Source organism: Ramlibacter ginsenosidimutans (assembly GCF_016654015.1).
GTDB lineage: Bacteria > Pseudomonadota > Gammaproteobacteria > Burkholderiales > Burkholderiaceae_C > Ramlibacter > Ramlibacter ginsenosidimutans.
In genome coordinates this window covers 642524-659223 of the sequence record NZ_JAEPWM010000001.1, presented here as the reverse complement: position 1 = coordinate 659223, position 16700 = coordinate 642524, and the positions used below count along the sequence as shown (strand labels likewise).

The following is a 16700-nucleotide window of genomic DNA, read 5'->3' as shown; positions in this document are numbered from 1 at the left end:
ATGGACCACGCTTCGCTGTATGACCTCGCGCCCGCGCTGCGCGTCGCGCTGCTGGGCATCGCGGTCGCATCGGGCCCGCTCGCCTGGATCTGGCTGCGGCACCAGCAGGCCGCCACCGGCCAGCGGCTCGGCGCGCTCACGGTCCTGACGCTGTTCCTCACCTTCGACCTCGTGCTGTTCGGCGCCTTCACGCGCCTCACCGATTCCGGCCTGGGCTGCCCCGACTGGCCGGGCTGTTACGGCAACGCGAGTCCGGTCGGCGCCGTCCATGAGATCCGCACGGAGGAGACGCGCATGCCCAACGGGCCCGTGACGCAGGGCAAGGCCTGGGTCGAGATGGTCCACCGTTACCTGGCGACCGGCGTGGGCGTGCTGATCGCCACGCTCACGCTCGCGACGTGGCTGCAGCGCAAGCGGGGCGTGCCCGTGCAACCGCGCTGGCCCGCGCTGACGCTGGCATGGATCTGCCTGCAGGGCGCCTTCGGTGCGCTCACCGTCACGATGAAGCTGTTCCCGGCAATCGTCACGATGCACCTGCTGGGCGGCCTCGTGCTGCTGGCGCTGCTCGCGATGCAGGCGGTGGCCTACCGGCAGGCGCAGCGCGGCGCCGGGCCGGCGGAAATTCCCGCGCCAGCGCGCCGGTGGCTGGTGGGCGCATATGCGCTGCTCTGGCTGCAGGTCGCGCTGGGCGGCTGGGTCAGCACCAACTATGCGGTGCTCGCGTGCAGCACCTTCCCGCAATGCCAGGGCAGCTGGTGGCCGACGATGTACTTTTCGCAAGGCTTCGAGCTGTGGCGGGGGCTGGGCCACACGGGCGCGGGCGACCTGATCGCCTTCCCCGCGCTGACGGCCATCCACTACACGCACCGGCTGGTGGCTTATGCGTTGTTCGTCGTGCTGGGCGTGCTGGCCTGGCGCCTGCGCGGCACGGCGCTGCACGCGACGAGCCGCATCGTCGCGGCACTGGCGCTGTGGCAGTTCGCGACCGGCCTGTCGAACGTGGTGCTGGACTGGCCCCTCGTGGCCGCGGTCTCTCACACCGGCGGCGCGGCGGCGCTCGTGGTCGCGCTCACCTGGGCGCTGCGCGAGAGCCGCGCCGCGGCCGTGCAGCCACAGCCGGCGATGCATGCGCACGAAGTGCGGAGGGTCGCGCAGTGAACCGCCGCACCGCCGCGAAACCGAACCCTGCCGCGCACGCTGCGCAGGGTGGCGCGCTGAACATGAACGTCGTGCGCCAGTTCTACGCGCTCATGAAGCCGCGCGTCATCCAGCTGATCGTGTTCTGCGCGCTGATCGGCATGGTGCTCGCCGTGCCCGGCATCCCGAGCTGGGACGATGTGCGCATCGCCGTGATCGCCTGCTTCGGCATCTGGCTGGTGGCCGGCGCCGCCGCAGCCTTCAACTGCCTGGTGGAGAAGGGCATCGACGCGAAGATGCGGCGCACCGCGTGGCGCCCGACCGCCAAGGGCGAGCTGAGCGACTGGCAGACGCTGCTGTTCTCGGCGGCGCTGTGCGCGCTGGGCTCGTGGCTGCTCTACGTGTGGGTGAACCCGCTCACGATGTGGCTGACGCTGGGCACCTTCATCGGCTACGCGGTGATCTACACCGTCATCCTCAAGCCGCTGACGCCGCAGAACATCGTCATCGGCGGCGCGTCCGGCGCCATGCCGCCGGTGCTGGGCTGGGCCGCGCTGCGCGGGGACGTCGGGCCCGAGGCGCTGATCCTGTTCCTGATCATCTTCCTGTGGACGCCGCCGCACTTCTGGGCGCTGGCGCTGTACCGCGTGGAGGACTATCGCAAGTCGGGACTGCCGATGCTGCCGGTGACGCACGGCAACGAGTTCACGCGCCTGCAGATCCTGCTGTACACGATCGTGCTGTTCGCAGCCTGCCTGATGCCCTTCGCCTACGGCATGAGCTCCTGGATCTACCTGGCCGCCGCGGTCGTCCTGAGCGCCGGGTTCGCCTGGCACGGCTTCCGGCTGTGGCGCTCGTACTCCGATGCACTCGCGCGCAAGACCTTCCGGTTCTCGCTGATCCACCTGAGCGTGCTGTTCGCCGCGCTGCTCGTCGATCACTACCTCATCACCTGACATGCAGCGACGCACCGTCCTCCTCACACTCGCCAGCGCCGCCCTGGCGGCCTGCGCGCCCCAGGGCAAGCCGCAGTTCAAGGCGGTGGACATCACCGGCGCGGACTACGCGAAGGATTTCTCGCTGCCGGACACCGACGGCCGCATGCGCAGCCTGAAGGACTTCCCGGGCAAGGCGGTGGTCGTGTTCTTCGGCTACACGCAGTGCCCCGATGTGTGCCCGACCACGCTGACCGAGATCGCGGAGGCGAAGAGGCTGCTCGGCCCCCTGGGCAGCAAGGTCGAGGGCGTGTTCATCACGGTCGATCCGGAGCGCGACAAGCCCGAGCTGCTGAAGGCCTACGTCGCGAACTTCGGTCCCGACATGGTGGCGCTGCGCGGCAGCGCGGCGCAGACGGAGGCGACCGCGCGCGACTTCAAGGTGTACTACAAGCGGGTGGACGGCAAGGAGCCGGGCAGCTACTTCATGGAGCACACGGCGGCCTGCTACATCTACGACCCGCAGGGCCGCCTGCGCCTGTACAGCCGCTACGGCAGCGGCGCGCAGGCCTTGGCCGACGACCTGAAGCTCCTGCTGCAACAGGCCTGAGAAGCTGTGAACGAATTGCTCACACCCACGCGAGCCTTCTCGACGACAGGGGGTTCATCGACGCTCGCGGCCAGGCTCGCCCTTCGGGCCAGCACGCCTCAGGGCGCATGCGGGCGTTGCGCCCGTGTCCAGGCCAGCCTGGACGGCGGGCCGCGCCTACGCCTGCGCCCTGAGGCTCGCCGTCGTGGGCGCGATCAATTCATTCACAGCTTCTGAGGTGGTCCAGCACCTGCTCGGACGCAAGGGCGCAGCGCGCATCGCCCTGATCCCGCCCGAGGTGCTGCAGGCCCTGAACACGGGCCGGATTCCCACCGTCAACCTCAACGAGTTCCTGGCCCTCGACCTGGGCGTGCTCACCCGCTGCGTCGCGCGCGACATCGGATTGGACCCGCAGAGCGAACGCCTGCAGGACACGCTGGCGATGCTGTCCGCGTTCCCCCCGGTCAAGCGCCATGCGCATGTCGCCCGCGCGCTCTACGACCTCGCCGCGCCGCGTGCGGATCGCGATGCGGTGGCACACGCGCTGGCCAGCCACCCGAGCGACGTTGCGCGCTGCTGGGCGGCGCAGTGGATTTCCTTCAGCAGCCTGCCGCTGGCGCAGAAGCTCGCGAGCGCGTGGCGCTTCGCGGCCGACCCGCACTTCGGCGTGCGCGAGCTCGCGTGGATGGCCGTGCGCGACGAGATCGCCGGCGACGTGGACGAGGCCGTGCGCCTGCTGCAGCCGTGGGCGACGCACCCGGACGCCAACATCCGCCGGTTCGCCAGCGAAGCGACGCGCCCGCGCGGCGTCTGGTGCGCGCAGATCGAGACGCTCAAGCGCGAGCCCTGGCGCGGCTTGCCGCTGCTCGAGCCGCTGCGCGCGGACGACAGCCGCTACGTGCAGAACTCGGTGGCGAACTGGCTCAACGACGCGGCGAAGACGCAGCCGGAATGGGTGGTTGATGTATGCACGCGCTGGGGCCGCGGGCGCCCGGCGCCGGCCACGCAGTACATCCTGAAGCGGGCGCAGCGCAGCCTGGCCTCCTGACGCATCGGACGCTGCCGCGGGCGTCTCAGAAGTTCAGGTTGCGGATCAGCTTCTTCGCGTCCTGCGTCATCTGGTCGAGTCCGTCCATGACCCATTGCAGCGTGGCCTCGGCATCGAGCTGCGGCACGGGGACGATCGCCGCGGTCACGTGGAACTTGAGCGTGAGTGCCTGCGGCAGCGCCTCGACCTGGCGCAAGCCGCTGGCCACCACCTGCTGCGCCCGCGAGCTCACCGCTTCGGGCAGCACCGGGGCCTCCATCAGCACCGCGAACTCGCGCTCGCCGACGCGTGCGGCCATGTCGAAGTCCACGCTCGTGCGGCGCAGGTGCGAGGCCGCCACGACCAGCGCCTTGTCGGCCGCGTCCTTGCCGAACTCCTCCGCGACGGCCTCGAGGTTCGAGATGCGCACGCCGAGCAGCGCGCAGGATTGCTTCTGCCCGCGCGCGTGCGCGAGGCTCGAGTTGAGGCGTTCCACCAGGCCCTGGCGGTGCGGCAGGCCCGTGAGCGGGTCGGTGCGCGACAGCGCGCCGGCGCGCAGTTCCGCCTCGCGCCGGGCCATCAGCCGGCGGTGCATGGCGTAGAAGAGGATGGGCACTTCGACGACCGACGCGAAGAACAGGCCGTAGCGCGTCAAGGTGCTGCTCGGCACCAGGCCGAGGACGCGCGCCAGCGGAAACAGCGCCATGACGAGCACGGGGACGAAGCCGATGGCGATCAGCCGCATCTCCGCGTCATGTCCGTCGATCCAGCCCCACGCGATCATGCTGGTGATGGCCAGCAGCGACAGTGCGGTGAGCCCCAGCACCAGGGTCATGCTGGTGCGAGTGCCGATCACGATGTCCAGCGCCACGGCCGCGAGCACGGCGGCGATGAGGGCCCAGACGCCCAGGTCCAGCGCCCGGGACAGGCGCACGGGCTCGGTGATCACCTTCACGAACCAGAGCGCTGCGGCCGTGGCCGCGCCGGGCCACAGGGCGAGCGCCAACCCGTTCAGCACCGGGCCGTTGGGCCACAGGTGCTGTGCTGCAATGCCTGCACGCGCGAGTTGGCCGCCGCCCAGCAGCAAGGTGTAGAGCGAGAAAGCGAGGAAGCCGCGGTCGCGGTACACCAGTCCGTTGCCCAGCGCCGCGATCGTGACCAGCGCGAACAGGCCGAAGTAGGCGCCGAACAGGAACTGCTCCCTCTCGCGGCTGGTCTGCAGCGCCTCCTCCCGCAGCAGGATGGTCGGCGCGGAGAACTCCGCCCGGTCGTCCTCCACGCGCAGCCAGTAGCGCACCGGCCGCGGATCGCCGATGGCGAGCGCGAAGGTCGGCAGCCGCCCAGGCACGGCCCAGTCGGACACGGAATGGATCGTCCCCGACTCCTGCACGACCCAGTTGCCGTTGCGGTCGCGGTAGTACATCTGCACCCGGTCGTAGAAGGACGCGCCGACTTCCAGGTACCAGTGTTCGGCGGCGGGCGCGGTGGCGTCGAACGCGAGCCACAGCGCGCCGCCATGTAGGCGATCGTGCCGATCGCGCACCCGGACCTTCCAGGGCAGGGTGGAACTGCCAGCCTCGACCGTCGCGATGGTCGCGGCGCCGGTCCGATCGAACCAGTAGACCGCGTTGCCGTTCAGCGAGGCCCACGGGGCGTCGCCCCCGAGCGCGAGCGTGCGCGGTTGCGCGGGAGGGACGAAGTCCGTCGGCGCGGAAGCGCTGGTTGCGCTCCAGCAGGAGGCGCACCACAACAGAATGGCGCACAAGACGCCCAGTGCACTCCTGCTCATGCAGGGAATTGTTGCAGGCCCACGGTTGACCTGCCACTGCCGCTGGCGTGAATTCCGTCGCGCAGGGCGCCGATACAACAAAAAAAGCCCGGCAGGCCGGGCTTCTTCAGGAATGCGCTCAGGGATCAGGCGTACGACGCGAGCGCTTTCCTCATCTTCTTCATGGCCGCCACTTCGATCTGGCGGATGCGTTCCGCGGACACGCCGTACTCGGACGCGAGCTCGTGCAGCGTCATGCCGCCGGAGCCGTCGTCGTTCACCTTCAGCCAGCGCTCTTCCACGATGCGGCGGCTGCGCGGGTCGAGCTGCTCCAGCGCATCGGCGATGCCTTCGCTGGCCATCGCGTCGCGCTCGCGGCTCTCGAGTTCCGCGGTCGGCTCGTGCGTCGCGTCTGCGAGGTAGGCGATGGGACCGTACGACTCCTCGCCGTCATCGGCCGGGCCCGGGTCCAGGACCACGTCGCCGCCGGACATGCGGGTCTCCATCTCCATCACTTCCTCGCGCTTGACGTTCAGCTCGCGCGCCATGACGTCGATCTGCGCCTCGGTCAGGGTGTCGCGGTGCGTCTCCGCATCCGCGTCGTCCTTGAAGCTCTGCTTCATGGAGCGCAGGTTGAAGAACAGCTTGCGCTGCGCCTTGGTCGTGGCGACCTTGACCATGCGCCAGTTCTTGAGAATGTACTCGTGGATCTCCGCGCGGATCCAGTGCAGTGCGTAGCTGACCAGCCGGACACCCTGCTCGGGGTCGAAGCGCTTCACGGCCTTCATCAGGCCGATGTTGCCTTCCTGGATCAGGTCGCCGTGGGGCAGGCCGTAGCCCAGGTACTTCCGCGAAACGGATACCACCAGGCGCAGGTGCGACAGCACCAGCTTGCCCGCGGCTTCCAGGTCATCGTGCTCCCGGAATTTCTTCGCGTACTCGTATTCTTCCTCCGCAGTCAGCATCGGCAACCGGTTAACCGCCGAGATGTATGCGTCCAGGTTGCCCAGCGACGGAACGACAGCCCAGGGGCTGGTCACCGCCAGCGCCGTGGTGCCCGAGGTTCCAACAGTTGAGGACATACCGGAAATCTCCTTCTCTTGTAAAAATATTAGCACTCCGTTAGACAGAGTGCTAAGGGAAGGGTTCCGTAGGCAGGCAGGCCAACTGGCCGTAGTCGGAGCCTGCCAGGGACGCTGCCCCGGAACGCGACCGCTACCAGCGGATCCCGAGCTTAAGGAACAGCTTGCTCACGACAAAGATGGGTCCGACCCACAGGTATTGCAAGTCCTCGAAGAAGCTGGGCTTCTTTCCTTCGTACCGGTGACCGATGAACTGGGCAATCCAGGCGCCCACGAACAGGGTTGCCGAGATGGTGAGCACGTACTCTCCCATCGCCTGGACCAGCGCCAGAGCCAGCGCGGAGAGCGCCGCCATGGTCACCAGGAACACCGCCGAGAGCCGCGCGTAGTAAACGAGGCTGGCGAGGACCAGCGCATACGGCAGCCACGGGTGGATGGCATGCAGCAGGCCCAGCAGGCTCAGCATGATCAGCGGAATGGCCACGAAGTGGATTCGCTCGTTGCGCGGGTCGCGGTGGCTTTCCTCGTAATGCGCGAGCAGCGAGTCCACCTTGCGCAGGGGCGACGTGGCGGAACCGGTCATCGTGGGCATGCGGTGCTCCTGGGCGGACAATACTCCCATTCTGGGAGGGCGCGCCCATGGAAGACCGTCAAGATCGCGACATTCTGGCCATCACGACGACCGTCGGCTCGCGGGCCGACGCCGAGCGCCTCGCCCGGGCGATCCTGGAGCGGCGGCTCGCCGCGTGCGTGCAGGTGGAAGAGGGCCTGACGTCTTTCTACCGCTGGCAGGGCAAGGACTGCGAGGACGCGGAGGTGCGGCTCACGATCAAGACGCTGCCGGCCTGCGAGGCGGCGCTGGGCGAGCTGTTCCTGGAGAAGCACCCGTACGAGGTGCCGCAGTTCCTGTGCACGTCGATGCGGGCGAGCGCGGAGTACCTGGCGTGGGTGCGGGCCGAGGTGAGGGCGCCGGCGGCCGGCGGGGAGCCGGATCCGGTGTGATGCTGGGGTTCGGCCTGCGGCCTCACCGCCAGCCTACAGGAACGCACGAGCGCGGCACCGCGTCACCGCACGAACGCGCTGGATGTAGGCTGGCGGTGAGCGCCAGCGAACCCCAGCTTCGCCCCTACGACAGCAGCGCCAGCGCGAACTCGCGCGCGCTGAAGGTCTCCAGGTCCTCGAGCTTCTCGCCGACGCCGATGAAATAGACCGGCACCGGCTTCTCCTGCGCGATGGCCGCGAGCACGCCGCCCTTGGCAGTGCCATCGAGCTTGGTCACGATCAGGCCGGTGAGCTGCAGGGCGGCGTCGAATGCCTTGACCTGCGCCAGCGCGTTCTGGCCCGTGTTGCCGTCGATCACCAGCAGCACCTCGTGCGGTGCGCTCGCGTCCGCCTTGTTCACCACGCGCCGGATCTTGCGCAGTTCCTCCATCAGGTGCAGCTGCGTGGGCAGGCGGCCCGCCGTGTCCACGATCACCACGTCCTTCTTGCGGGCCTTGCCCGCGCTCACCGCGTCGAAGCTCACCGCCGCGGGATCGCCGCCTTCCTGGCTCACGATCTCCACCTTGTTGCGGTCGGCCCAGACAGCGAGCTGCTCCTTCGCGGCCGCGCGGAAGGTGTCGGCCGCGGCGAGCAGCACCGTTTCGCCGTCGTCGGCCAGGTGCTTGGTGAGCTTGCCGATGGAGGTCGTCTTGCCGGCGCCATTGACCCCGGCGACCATGATCACGGTGGGCACGTGCTCGCCGATGGTGAGCGGCTTCTCCAGCGGCCGCAGCAGCTGGGTGAGCGCATCCACCAGGATGTTCTTGGCCTGCACGGGCCGCGTGGCGCCGCTGGATGCGACCTTGCGCTTCACCTCGTCGAGCAGGTACTGGGTCGCGGCGACGCCCGTGTCGGCCAGCAGCAGCGCCGATTCCAGCTCCTCGTAGAGCGCGTCGTCGATCTGCGCACCGGTGAAGACCTGGGAGATGCTGGAGCCCGTCTTGCGCAGTCCGGCGCTCAGCTTCTGCATCCAGCTCTGCCGCTCGACCGGCACTTCCGCTGGGACCGGGATCTCCAGCGGCGCGACCAGGGCGCTGCCGATCAGTCCGCCGCCCGCCGCCGGCGTGCTGGTCGCACGCGGAGGAGGCGCCACCGGCGCGGCCACGGGTGCCGCCACAGGCGGCGGCGCGGGGGTGCTGGCGGGCGCCGGAGCCGGCGTGGCCGGCGGCTTTTTCCGAAAGAAGCTGAACATGAGGGGGTTTCTACAATCAGAGGATTCTATGAAACCGATCCTGCGCCCTGCGCTGCTGGCCCTGGCGGCCTCCCTTCCCCTCCTCCTCATCCCTCCGGCCTCGGCCCAGATCTCCGGCCCCGTGCCCGCCGAGGCGCAGGCCCTGGAGTACCACTTGGCCAACGGGATGACCGTCATCGTGAAGCCGGACCACCGTGCACCGACGGCGGTGCACATGCTGTGGGTGCGGGCCGGCTCCATGGACGAAGTGCAGGGCAAGACGGGCGTCGCCCACGCCCTGGAACACATGATGTTCAAGGGCACGCCCACCACCGGCCCGGGCGAGTTCTCCCGCCAGGTCGCTGCGCTCGGCGGCCGCGAGAACGCCTTCACCAACCGCGATACCACCGGCTACCACCAGCAGATTCCGGCCAACCGGCTCGAGGACGTGATCCGGCTGGGGGCGGACCGCTTCGCGCACAACCAGTGGCCGGACGCGGAGTTCAAGAAGGAGATCGAGGTCGTGAAGGAGGAGCGCCGCATGCGCACCGACGACAATCCGCGCGCGCAACTCTACGAGCAGCTCAATGCCATGGTGTACGAGGAGTCGCCCTACCACCATCCCGTCGTGGGCTGGATGAACGACCTCGACGCGCTCAATGCACAGGACGTGCGCGATTTCTACAAGCGCTGGTACGTGCCTGCGAACGCAGCGGTGGTGATCGCCGGTGACGTCGATCCGGCGCAGGTGCGCAAGCTGGTCGACAAGTACTACGGCAGCATCCCCGCGAGCCCGGTGCCCGCGCGCAGGCTGCGCGAAGATCCGGTGCAGAAGGGCACGCGCCGGCTGGAGTGGAAGGCGCCCGCCGACCAGTCGTACGTGACGCTCGCCTTCAAGGTGCCGCAGCTGCATTCGTTCGAGCACACGCCGGCCAACGACGATGCGCTGGCGCTCACCGTGCTCGCAGCAGTGCTCGATGGCTACGAAGGCGCGCGCCTGGACCGCGCGCTCACGCAAGGGCCCGATCGCGTTGCCGACAACGTCGACGCGGGCAACGGCCTGTGGGGCCGCGGCCCGCAGCTGTTCACGCTCTCCGGCGTACCCGCCGCCGGCAAGACGCCCGAGCAGGTGGAAGCGGCGCTGCGCGAGCAGGTCGCGCGGGTCGCGCGCGAAGGCGTGACGCAAGCGGAGCTGCAGCGCGTGAAGACCCGCTGGATCGCCGGCGAGATCTACAAGCGCGACTCGGTGATGAGCCAGGCCCAGGAACTGGGTAGCGAATGGGTGGTGGGCATGCCCGTCGATGCCGACGAACGCCTTATCGCGCGGCTGCGCGAAGTGACGGCCGACCAGGTGAAGTCGGTCGCTGCCCGCTACTTCGGCGACGACCAACTCACCGTCGGCATCCTGCGGCCCCTGCCGCTGGACCCCAATCGCAAGCCGCGCCAACCCTCCGTGCCCCTGCGCGCCGACTGAAAGAACAAGCCAACATGCAGAGCACGACGAAATTCCTCGCCGCCTCGGTCCTCACCCTGGCTTGCGCACTGCCCGCCTGGGCCGCCTTGCCGATCCAGAAATGGCAGCAGGCGAGCGGCGCGCAGGTGTGGCTGATCGAAAGCCCGAGCCTGCCGATCGTGGACGTCGAAATCGACTTCGACGCCGGCGACCGGCGCGACCCGGCGGAGAAGGCCGGCCTGTCGAGCGCAACGGCCAGCATGACCTCCAAGGGCATCGCTGCCGGCCACGGGGAGCCCGCGCTGGACGAGAACCAGCTGAGCGACGCCTGGGCCGACCTCGGCGCCGGCTTCGAAGCGGGCTCCGGCCGCGACCGGATGAGCTTCAGCCTGCGTTCGCTGACCTATCCCGACCTGCTGCCCAAGGCGCTGCAACTCGCCGCGCGCCAGCTCGGCGAGCCCTCGTTCCCGGAGAACGTGTGGCAACGCGAGCGCCAGCGCTGGGTGGCGGCGATCCGCGAGGCCAACACGCGCCCCGGCACCGTCGCCGCGCGCGCCTTCAACAAGGCGGTGTTCGGCACGCATCCCTATGGCTACGAGGCGACCGAGGAGACGCTCTCGCAGATCAGCGTGCAGGACATGCGCGACTTCTATCGCGTGGTGCAGCCGTGCCGCGCGAAGGTGAGCGTGGTCGGTGCCGTGAACCGCGCCCAGGCCGACGAGATCGCGACGACGCTGCTGTCGCGCCTGCCGGCGGGGCATTGCGAGGCCCTGCCCGTCGTGCCGCAGGTCGCACCTCTTGCGGAAGCAGCGGAGCGCGACATCCCGTTCCAGGCCGCGCAGGCGCAGGTCCTGATCGGCCAGCCCGGCTACAGGCGCGCGGACCCGGATTACTTCCCGCTGCTGGTGGGCAACTACATCCTGGGCGGCGGCGGCTTTGCGTCGCGGCTGACCGAAGAGGTGCGCCAGAAGCGCGGGCTGAGCTACGGCGTCTACAGCGCTTTCTCACCGGGCATGAACGCGGGCGCCTTCCAGATCGGGCTGCAGACGCGGCCGGACCAGGCAAAGGAAGCCGTGCAGGTCTCTCGCGACGTGTTGCGGCGCTTCGTGGCTGAAGGGCCGACGCCGGCGGAGCTCAAGGCGGCCAAGGATTTCCTGGTCGGCGGCTTCGCGCTGCTGATCGACAGCAACCGCAAGCTCCTGGGCAACCTGGCCAATATCGCCTGGTACGACTTGCCGCTGGATTACCTGGACACCTGGACGAAGCAGGTCGAGAAAGTCACGGCCCCCGAGATCAAGGCGGCGTTCGAGCGCAAGCTGCAGCCGGACCGCATGGTGACCGTCGTGGTTGGCGCAGTCGCCGCGAACCCACAGTAGCTTCCTCCTTTTGGAGTGGCCCCTGTCAAGGTTGACAGGGGTCGGGCTTGGTTTGCGGGCTCCCTGCCTGAACAATGGTCTTGCGCTGTCACGCGAAGGCACGCAAGCAGAGAGTTCACAGGGAGAGAGAGTGTGGGGTGCGGCCCAGGGCCGCACCCCTTTTTTTTGTTCTTCAGCGATTTCCGGGGAATCACACCCTGTTCACAGTAGGCTGGTGGTGAGCCGCAGGCGAACCCCAGCATCCTGCGCTGCGCCGGCTGGCTGGGGTTCGCGGTGCTCACCGCCAGCCTACGCGTGCCCCGTCGGTCTTCCCTGCAGGGGCACGCTGCCCATCGTCACGGCATGCAGAGTTAAGCTCGCCGCATGCCTCGCACCGCACCGCCTGCACGCCGCAGCCTTCCGCACCAGGTCCGCATCATCGGGGGCGCGTGGAAGCGCACGCCGCTGCCGGTCGCCGACCGGCCCGGCCTGCGGCCGACGCCCGACCGCGTGCGCGAAACGCTGTTCAACTGGCTGGGGCAGGACCTCGCCGGCTGGCGCTGCGTGGATGCGTTCGCGGGCACGGGCGCGCTCGGCCTCGAAGCCGCCTCGCGCGGCGCGGCCGACGTGCTGCTCGTCGAGGCCGAGGGAGTGCTGGTCGACCAGCTGCGCGCCATCGTGAAGAAGCTGGACGCCGACACCGTGCGCGTGCAGCGGGGCAACGCGCTCACGGTGCTCGCCGGGCTGGCGCCCGCGAGCATGGACCTCGTCTTCCTGGACCCGCCCTTCGACGCCGGCCTGTTCGACAAGGCGCTCGCTGCGGCGCGGCCCGCGCTCGCGCCCGAGGGCTTCGTCTACCTGGAGGCGCCGAACGCCTGGAGTGAGGAGATGCTGGCGCGGCACGGGTTCGAATTGCACCGGCACATGCGCGCGGGTGCCGTCCACGGGCACCTGTTGCGACCGGTTGCATAATCGCGCGCAGCCACCGGCCTGCCATTCCAGGCGATGAGGAGAGCTCCATGGCCACCAACGTCATCGCCGTCTATCCCGGCACCTTCGATCCCATGACCCTCGGCCACGAGGACGTGGTCCGCCGCGCTTGCCAGCTGTTCGACCGCCTGATCGTCGCGGTGGCTGCCGGCCACCACAAGAAGTCGCTCTTCACCATGCAGGAGCGCATCGACATGGCGCGCGAAGCGCTCGCCGCCTACCCGCAGGTGACCGTGGAGGGCTTCAGCGGGCTGGTGCGCGACTTCGTCGTGGCGCGCGGCGGCAAGGCCATGGTGCGCGGCGTGCGCGCGGTCACCGACTTCGACTACGAATTCCAGCTTGCCGGCATGAACCGGCACCTGATGCCGGAAGTCGAAACGGTGTTCCTCACGCCCAGCGACAAGTACCAGTTCATCAGCAGCACCTTCGTGCGCGAGATCGCCGTGCTGGGCGGCGAGGTCCACCAGTTCGTCTCGCCCAGCGTGCAGCAGCGGCTGGTGGAAAAGGTCCGCAGCCTCGGTCGAGAGCAGGGTTGAGAACGGGTAGGAGGAACGCAGAGGACGCAAAAAGAATTCATTGAAGGTCTTCTCTGCGTTCTCTGCGTAACCTCTGCGCACTCTGCGTTCACCTGCCTACTTCGTCACGGCGCCAACGCCGCCGCGTTGCTGCAAAACCCGCAACACGTCACGTGCCAGCCCGCCGGATGCAATAGTGCACGGTGCTTGCGCCAGGTCGCATCCGGCAACGGGCACGGCCCGGATAATCAATTCATGACCGAGCTGGTGCTGATCCGCCACGGGGAGACGGACATGAACCGGGAGCTGCGCTTCCAGGGACAGGTCGACGTGAGCCTCAACGCGGTCGGGCATGCGCAGGCGCGGCGCCTGGCCGACCGTCTCGCCGGCGAGCCGGCCGATGCAGTGGTCGTGAGCGACCTGCTGCGGGCCTGCCAGACTGCGGCGCCGATCTCCGGCGGACTCGCCATTCCCTATGTCACCGACGCCGGGCTGCGCGAGCAGGCTTTCGGGCGCGTCGACGGCATGCGCGTGGAAGACATCCAGCGCGAGCACCCGCAGGCGTGGGCCGGCTGGCTGCGCTTCGACGAGGACTTCGCCATGCCCGACGGCGAGTCCACGCGTGCCTTCCATGCGCGGGTGATGGCATTCCTGCAGCGCCTCGTCGCCGCCCACCCGCAGCAGACCGTCGTGGTGGTCACGCACGGCGGCGTGCTGGACATGATCTATCGCACCGCGCGTTCGCTGGGCCTGAGCGGGCCTCGGCAAAGCGAGATCCCTAACGCGGGGCTCAACCGCATCCGCGTGCGCGACGGTGCGATGGAGATCATCACCTGGGCCGACACCCGGCACCTGGCCGACCTGCCGCCGCAGCCCGTCTACGATCAGCGCAAGTTCGTGAGCGAGGACGGCAAGTCCAGGGCGGTGTAGAGGGCGGCGGCCTGCCGCCGCAACCGCATCGATTCGGGTTGCGCGCGCAACTGCGGCTGCAGCAGGTTCTGCGCACCGGCGAGATGGCCGGCTTTCACCAGGGCGTCCAGGTGCATCTGCGAGAACAGGTCGCGCTGCGCATGGCTGCCGCCGACCTCCACCATCCGCGGCAGGGCGTGACCCAGCGCCTCCACCGTCGTCTTCCAGTCGCCGCACGCGTGGGCCAGCAGGCCGCGGGCCGCGGGCACGCACACGCGCTGCCACACGAGCGCTTGCGCTCCGGTGCACTGCACGGCGTGGGTTTCGATGCTCGCTAGCCAGCCGCGCGCCTGCTCGGTGTGGCCCGAGCGCGCCAGGCCGTACAGGTAATGCAGGTCGAGGAAAGGCAGCACATGGTCATGCGCTCGCTGCGCGAGATGCGCGCCCACGTCCTCCCAGCGATCGCCCACGTCGACGCCTGCGAGCTCCAGCCGCGCGAGCAGCGACACGGCGTTGACCTGGTCCTGGCTGTAGGCCTTCACCTCGCCCCAGACGTGACCGTCGTAGATCGCCAGGACCTCTTCGGGCCGATCGAGGTCCAGCGCGAACAAGGCCTGGTGCCACCAGTTGTGCGTGACCATGAAGGAGTTGAGGCCGGTCCACGTCGCGCTCACCTCCTGCAGGAACGCATGGCCCTCGCGCAGCCGCCCCTGCGTGAGCAGCACGTGCGCGAGCGCATGGTGCGCCCACGGCTCCTTGCGGCGCATGGCGATCGCCTGCCGTGCACTCGCCTCGGCCTGATCGAGGAAGTGGCACTGTTCCCAGGCGAAGGCGAGCATGCCGTGGAAGTAGGGCACGTCCGCGGCGGCGGGCGCTGCGCGCAGGGCGATGCGCAGCATGCCGGGCGAGTCGCCGCGGTTGAACAGGTGGTACTGCCCCAGTTTCAGGGATACGAGGTCGCGCGGACAGGCCAGCGCCTGCTCCTCGTGCAGCGCGATGGCGCGCGGCAGGTCGCCGTCCACCCACGCGGCGACGGCGGCGATGAAGCGGCGCTCGCGCTCGTCGGCCTCGGCAGCGGCCGCCTGCGCGCGCTGCAGGAAGGGCCGCGCATTTGCCGCTGCGTCGGCGGACTCGGCGAACATGTGCAGCGCGGCGCAGTACGCCTGCACCAGCGGGCTCGGATCCTGCTGCGCCTGCAGGATGTTGGCGGCGCGTGCCTCGCTCGCGATGAAGCCTTCGACGAAGTCGTTCAGCGCGGCGAGGCTGGCACGCTCGCGCAGCGTGATGTTGTTGCCGAGCGCATCAGTCGACATGCGCCATGGCTTCCGAGGGCGGCTGCGGCCAGGGCCGCTGCGCCTCGCGGATCTGCTCGAAGGCGCGCGATACCTGCAGCACGCCGAGGTCGTCGAAGCGCTTGCCGGCGATCTGCAGGCCGATCGGCAGGCCGGTACTCGTGTAGCCGCAGTTGATCGATGCGGCCGGCTGCTCCGACATGTTGAACGGCACCGTGAAGCCGATGTGCTCCAGCGGCCGCAGCGGATCGTTGGTCGGCGAGGGCAGTTCGGCCGGGAAGGCGGGCACCGGCGAGACCGGCGAGATCACGTAGTCGAAGGCGCGGCACGCGTTGACCGCAGCGACGCGCGTGAGGTGGAACTGGTGCGAGGCCCGGAAGGTCGCCTCGCCGGTCAGGCCCGCGGCCGAATCGGCCCACTTCTGGATGTAGGGCAGCACGCGCGCCTTCACCTCCGCCGGCAGCGCGCGCATGTCCACGTGCGAGCGCATGCGCCAGAAGTAGTCCATGCCATCGAGCATGCCTTGCGTCATGAACGGCTTCATCGGCGCGACGACCGCGCCCGCCCGCTCGAACAGGCGCGCTGCGTGCTCGACGGCCGCCCGGACCTCGGGTTCGACGGCCAGCCCGCAGCCCGCTTCGAGCAGCAGGCCGATGCGCAGGCCGCGCAGGCGCTCGGGACCGCACTCGAAGGTCGACCACGCGATCTGCTGCGGCGGCAGGCTCATGCTGTCGCGATCGTCGGGGCGCGAGAGCACCTCCATGAAGAGGGCCGAGTCGGCGACGGTGCGCGTCATCGGGCCCGCGGCGCGGCCCGTGTAGGGCGGATCGATCGGGATGCGCCCCAGGCTCGGCTTGAGCGTGAAGATGCCGCACCAGCCCGCCGGCAGCCGCAGCGAGCCGCCGATGTCGGTGCCGACGTGCAGCGGTCCGTAGCCGGCTGCCGCGGCGGCACCCGCGCCCGAGCTGGAGCCGCCCGGCGTCCTGCTGCGGTCCCAGGGATTGCGTGCGAGCGCGTGATAGCTGGAGAGGCCCGAGGACAGCATGCCGTAGTCGGGCATGGTGGTCTTCGCGAGCAGCACGCCGCCGCTCTCGCGCATGCGCGCGGCCGGGGGCGCGTCGGCCGTGGCCGGCACCAGCTCGGTGGCCGCGGTGCCCAGCGGCGTCGGGTCGCCGCGCGTGGCGATGTTGTCCTTCAGCGTGACCGGCACGCCGTCGATGGGGCCGAGCGGCTGGCCCTTCAGCCAGCGCGCCTCGCTCGCGCGCGCCTGCTCGAGCACCTGCTCCGGCCGCAGCAGGAACAGGGCGTGCAAGTGGTGTTCCCAGCGCTCCACGTGTCCCAGCACGCTGCGTGCGACGTCGACGGGCGAGACTTCGCGCCGGCGATACAGCTCGACGAGGGCTGGGGCGGAGAGTTCGTGCAAGGCCTCCGGCATC

16 protein-coding genes are annotated in these 16700 nt (G+C 69.5%); 10 read left to right on the top strand and 6 right to left on the bottom strand.

Translation table 11 applies throughout. The features are described 5' to 3' along the window. From JJB11_RS03220 to JJB11_RS03205, 4 genes are all read left to right on the top strand, one after another. Positions 1-1158 carry a COX15/CtaA family protein gene (locus JJB11_RS03220; protein ID WP_201166451.1) on the top strand — a complete coding sequence of 386 codons (1158 nt, stop codon included), beginning with the start codon at positions 1-3 and terminating at the stop codon, positions 1156-1158. Between the two features lie 62 nt (positions 1159-1220). After that, positions 1221-2093: a heme o synthase gene (cyoE, locus tag JJB11_RS03215; protein WP_201167026.1), complete on the top strand. Its 873-nt coding sequence runs from the start codon at positions 1221-1223 to the stop codon at positions 2091-2093. A 1-nt stretch (position 2094) separates the two neighbouring features. After that, positions 2095-2682, top strand: a complete 588-nt coding sequence (locus JJB11_RS03210) for an SCO family protein (RefSeq protein WP_201166450.1) — start codon at positions 2095-2097, stop codon at positions 2680-2682. 124 nt (positions 2683-2806) lie between these two features. Beyond that, complete coding sequence (locus JJB11_RS03205; RefSeq protein ID WP_201964571.1) at positions 2807-3709, top strand: DNA alkylation repair protein; 903 nt, start codon at positions 2807-2809, stop codon at positions 3707-3709. A gap of 25 nt (positions 3710-3734) precedes the next feature. Here the strand turns inward: JJB11_RS03205 and JJB11_RS03200 are convergent, their stop codons facing one another. The 3 genes from JJB11_RS03200 to JJB11_RS03190 all read right to left on the bottom strand — a co-directional run bounded on the left by JJB11_RS03200 (position 3735) and on the right by JJB11_RS03190 (position 7121). After that, positions 3735-5477, bottom strand: a complete 1743-nt coding sequence (locus JJB11_RS03200; protein ID WP_201166449.1) for a sensor domain-containing diguanylate cyclase — start codon at positions 5475-5477, stop codon at positions 3735-3737. A gap of 125 nt (positions 5478-5602) precedes the next feature. Further along, complete coding sequence (gene rpoH / locus JJB11_RS03195) at positions 5603-6538, bottom strand: RNA polymerase sigma factor RpoH (RefSeq protein ID WP_201166448.1); 936 nt, start codon at positions 6536-6538, stop codon at positions 5603-5605. A gap of 133 nt (positions 6539-6671) precedes the next feature. Further along, complete coding sequence (locus JJB11_RS03190) at positions 6672-7121, bottom strand: Mpo1 family 2-hydroxy fatty acid dioxygenase (RefSeq protein WP_201167022.1); 450 nt, start codon at positions 7119-7121, stop codon at positions 6672-6674. Between the two features lie 56 nt (positions 7122-7177). Here JJB11_RS03190 and cutA point away from each other — a divergent pair, with 56 nt between their 5' ends. Further along, positions 7178-7540 (top strand): divalent-cation tolerance protein CutA, encoded by a 363-nt coding sequence (gene cutA / locus JJB11_RS03185; protein WP_201166447.1) that lies wholly within the window; start codon positions 7178-7180, stop codon positions 7538-7540. Between the two features lie 124 nt (positions 7541-7664). Here the strand turns inward: cutA and ftsY are convergent, their stop codons facing one another. Continuing rightward, positions 7665-8771, bottom strand: coding sequence for a signal recognition particle-docking protein FtsY (ftsY, locus tag JJB11_RS03180; RefSeq protein WP_201166446.1), 1107 nt, complete (start codon positions 8769-8771; stop codon positions 7665-7667). 28 nt (positions 8772-8799) lie between these two features. On the opposite strand from ftsY, the gene JJB11_RS03175 reads away from it, so the two are divergent. The 5 genes from JJB11_RS03175 to JJB11_RS03155 all read left to right on the top strand — a co-directional run bounded on the left by JJB11_RS03175 (position 8800) and on the right by JJB11_RS03155 (position 13993). Further along, positions 8800-10224, top strand: coding sequence for a M16 family metallopeptidase (locus JJB11_RS03175; protein WP_201166445.1), 1425 nt, complete (start codon positions 8800-8802; stop codon positions 10222-10224). A 14-nt stretch (positions 10225-10238) separates the two neighbouring features. Next, positions 10239-11579, top strand: a complete 1341-nt coding sequence (locus JJB11_RS03170) for a M16 family metallopeptidase (protein WP_201166444.1) — start codon at positions 10239-10241, stop codon at positions 11577-11579. 363 nt (positions 11580-11942) lie between these two features. After that, complete coding sequence (gene rsmD / locus JJB11_RS03165; RefSeq protein WP_201166443.1) at positions 11943-12530, top strand: 16S rRNA (guanine(966)-N(2))-methyltransferase RsmD; 588 nt, start codon at positions 11943-11945, stop codon at positions 12528-12530. A 47-nt stretch (positions 12531-12577) separates the two neighbouring features. Further along, the gene (coaD, locus tag JJB11_RS03160) at positions 12578-13084 is read left to right on the top strand and encodes a pantetheine-phosphate adenylyltransferase (RefSeq protein WP_201166442.1); all 507 of its coding nucleotides are present in this window, start codon (positions 12578-12580) and stop codon (positions 13082-13084) included. A 234-nt stretch (positions 13085-13318) separates the two neighbouring features. After that, positions 13319-13993 (top strand): histidine phosphatase family protein, encoded by a 675-nt coding sequence (locus JJB11_RS03155; RefSeq protein WP_201166441.1) that lies wholly within the window; start codon positions 13319-13321, stop codon positions 13991-13993. On the opposite strand, the gene JJB11_RS03150 is transcribed toward JJB11_RS03155, so the two are convergent. Next, the gene (locus tag JJB11_RS03150) at positions 13948-15285 is read right to left on the bottom strand and encodes a tetratricopeptide repeat protein (protein ID WP_201166440.1); all 1338 of its coding nucleotides are present in this window, start codon (positions 15283-15285) and stop codon (positions 13948-13950) included. The genes JJB11_RS03155 and JJB11_RS03150 overlap by 46 nt on opposite strands. After that, positions 15275-16699, bottom strand: coding sequence for an amidase (locus JJB11_RS03145; protein WP_201166439.1), 1425 nt, complete (start codon positions 16697-16699; stop codon positions 15275-15277). The genes JJB11_RS03150 and JJB11_RS03145 overlap by 11 nt, the downstream gene beginning before the upstream one ends. Between the last annotated feature and the right edge of the window lies 1 nt (position 16700).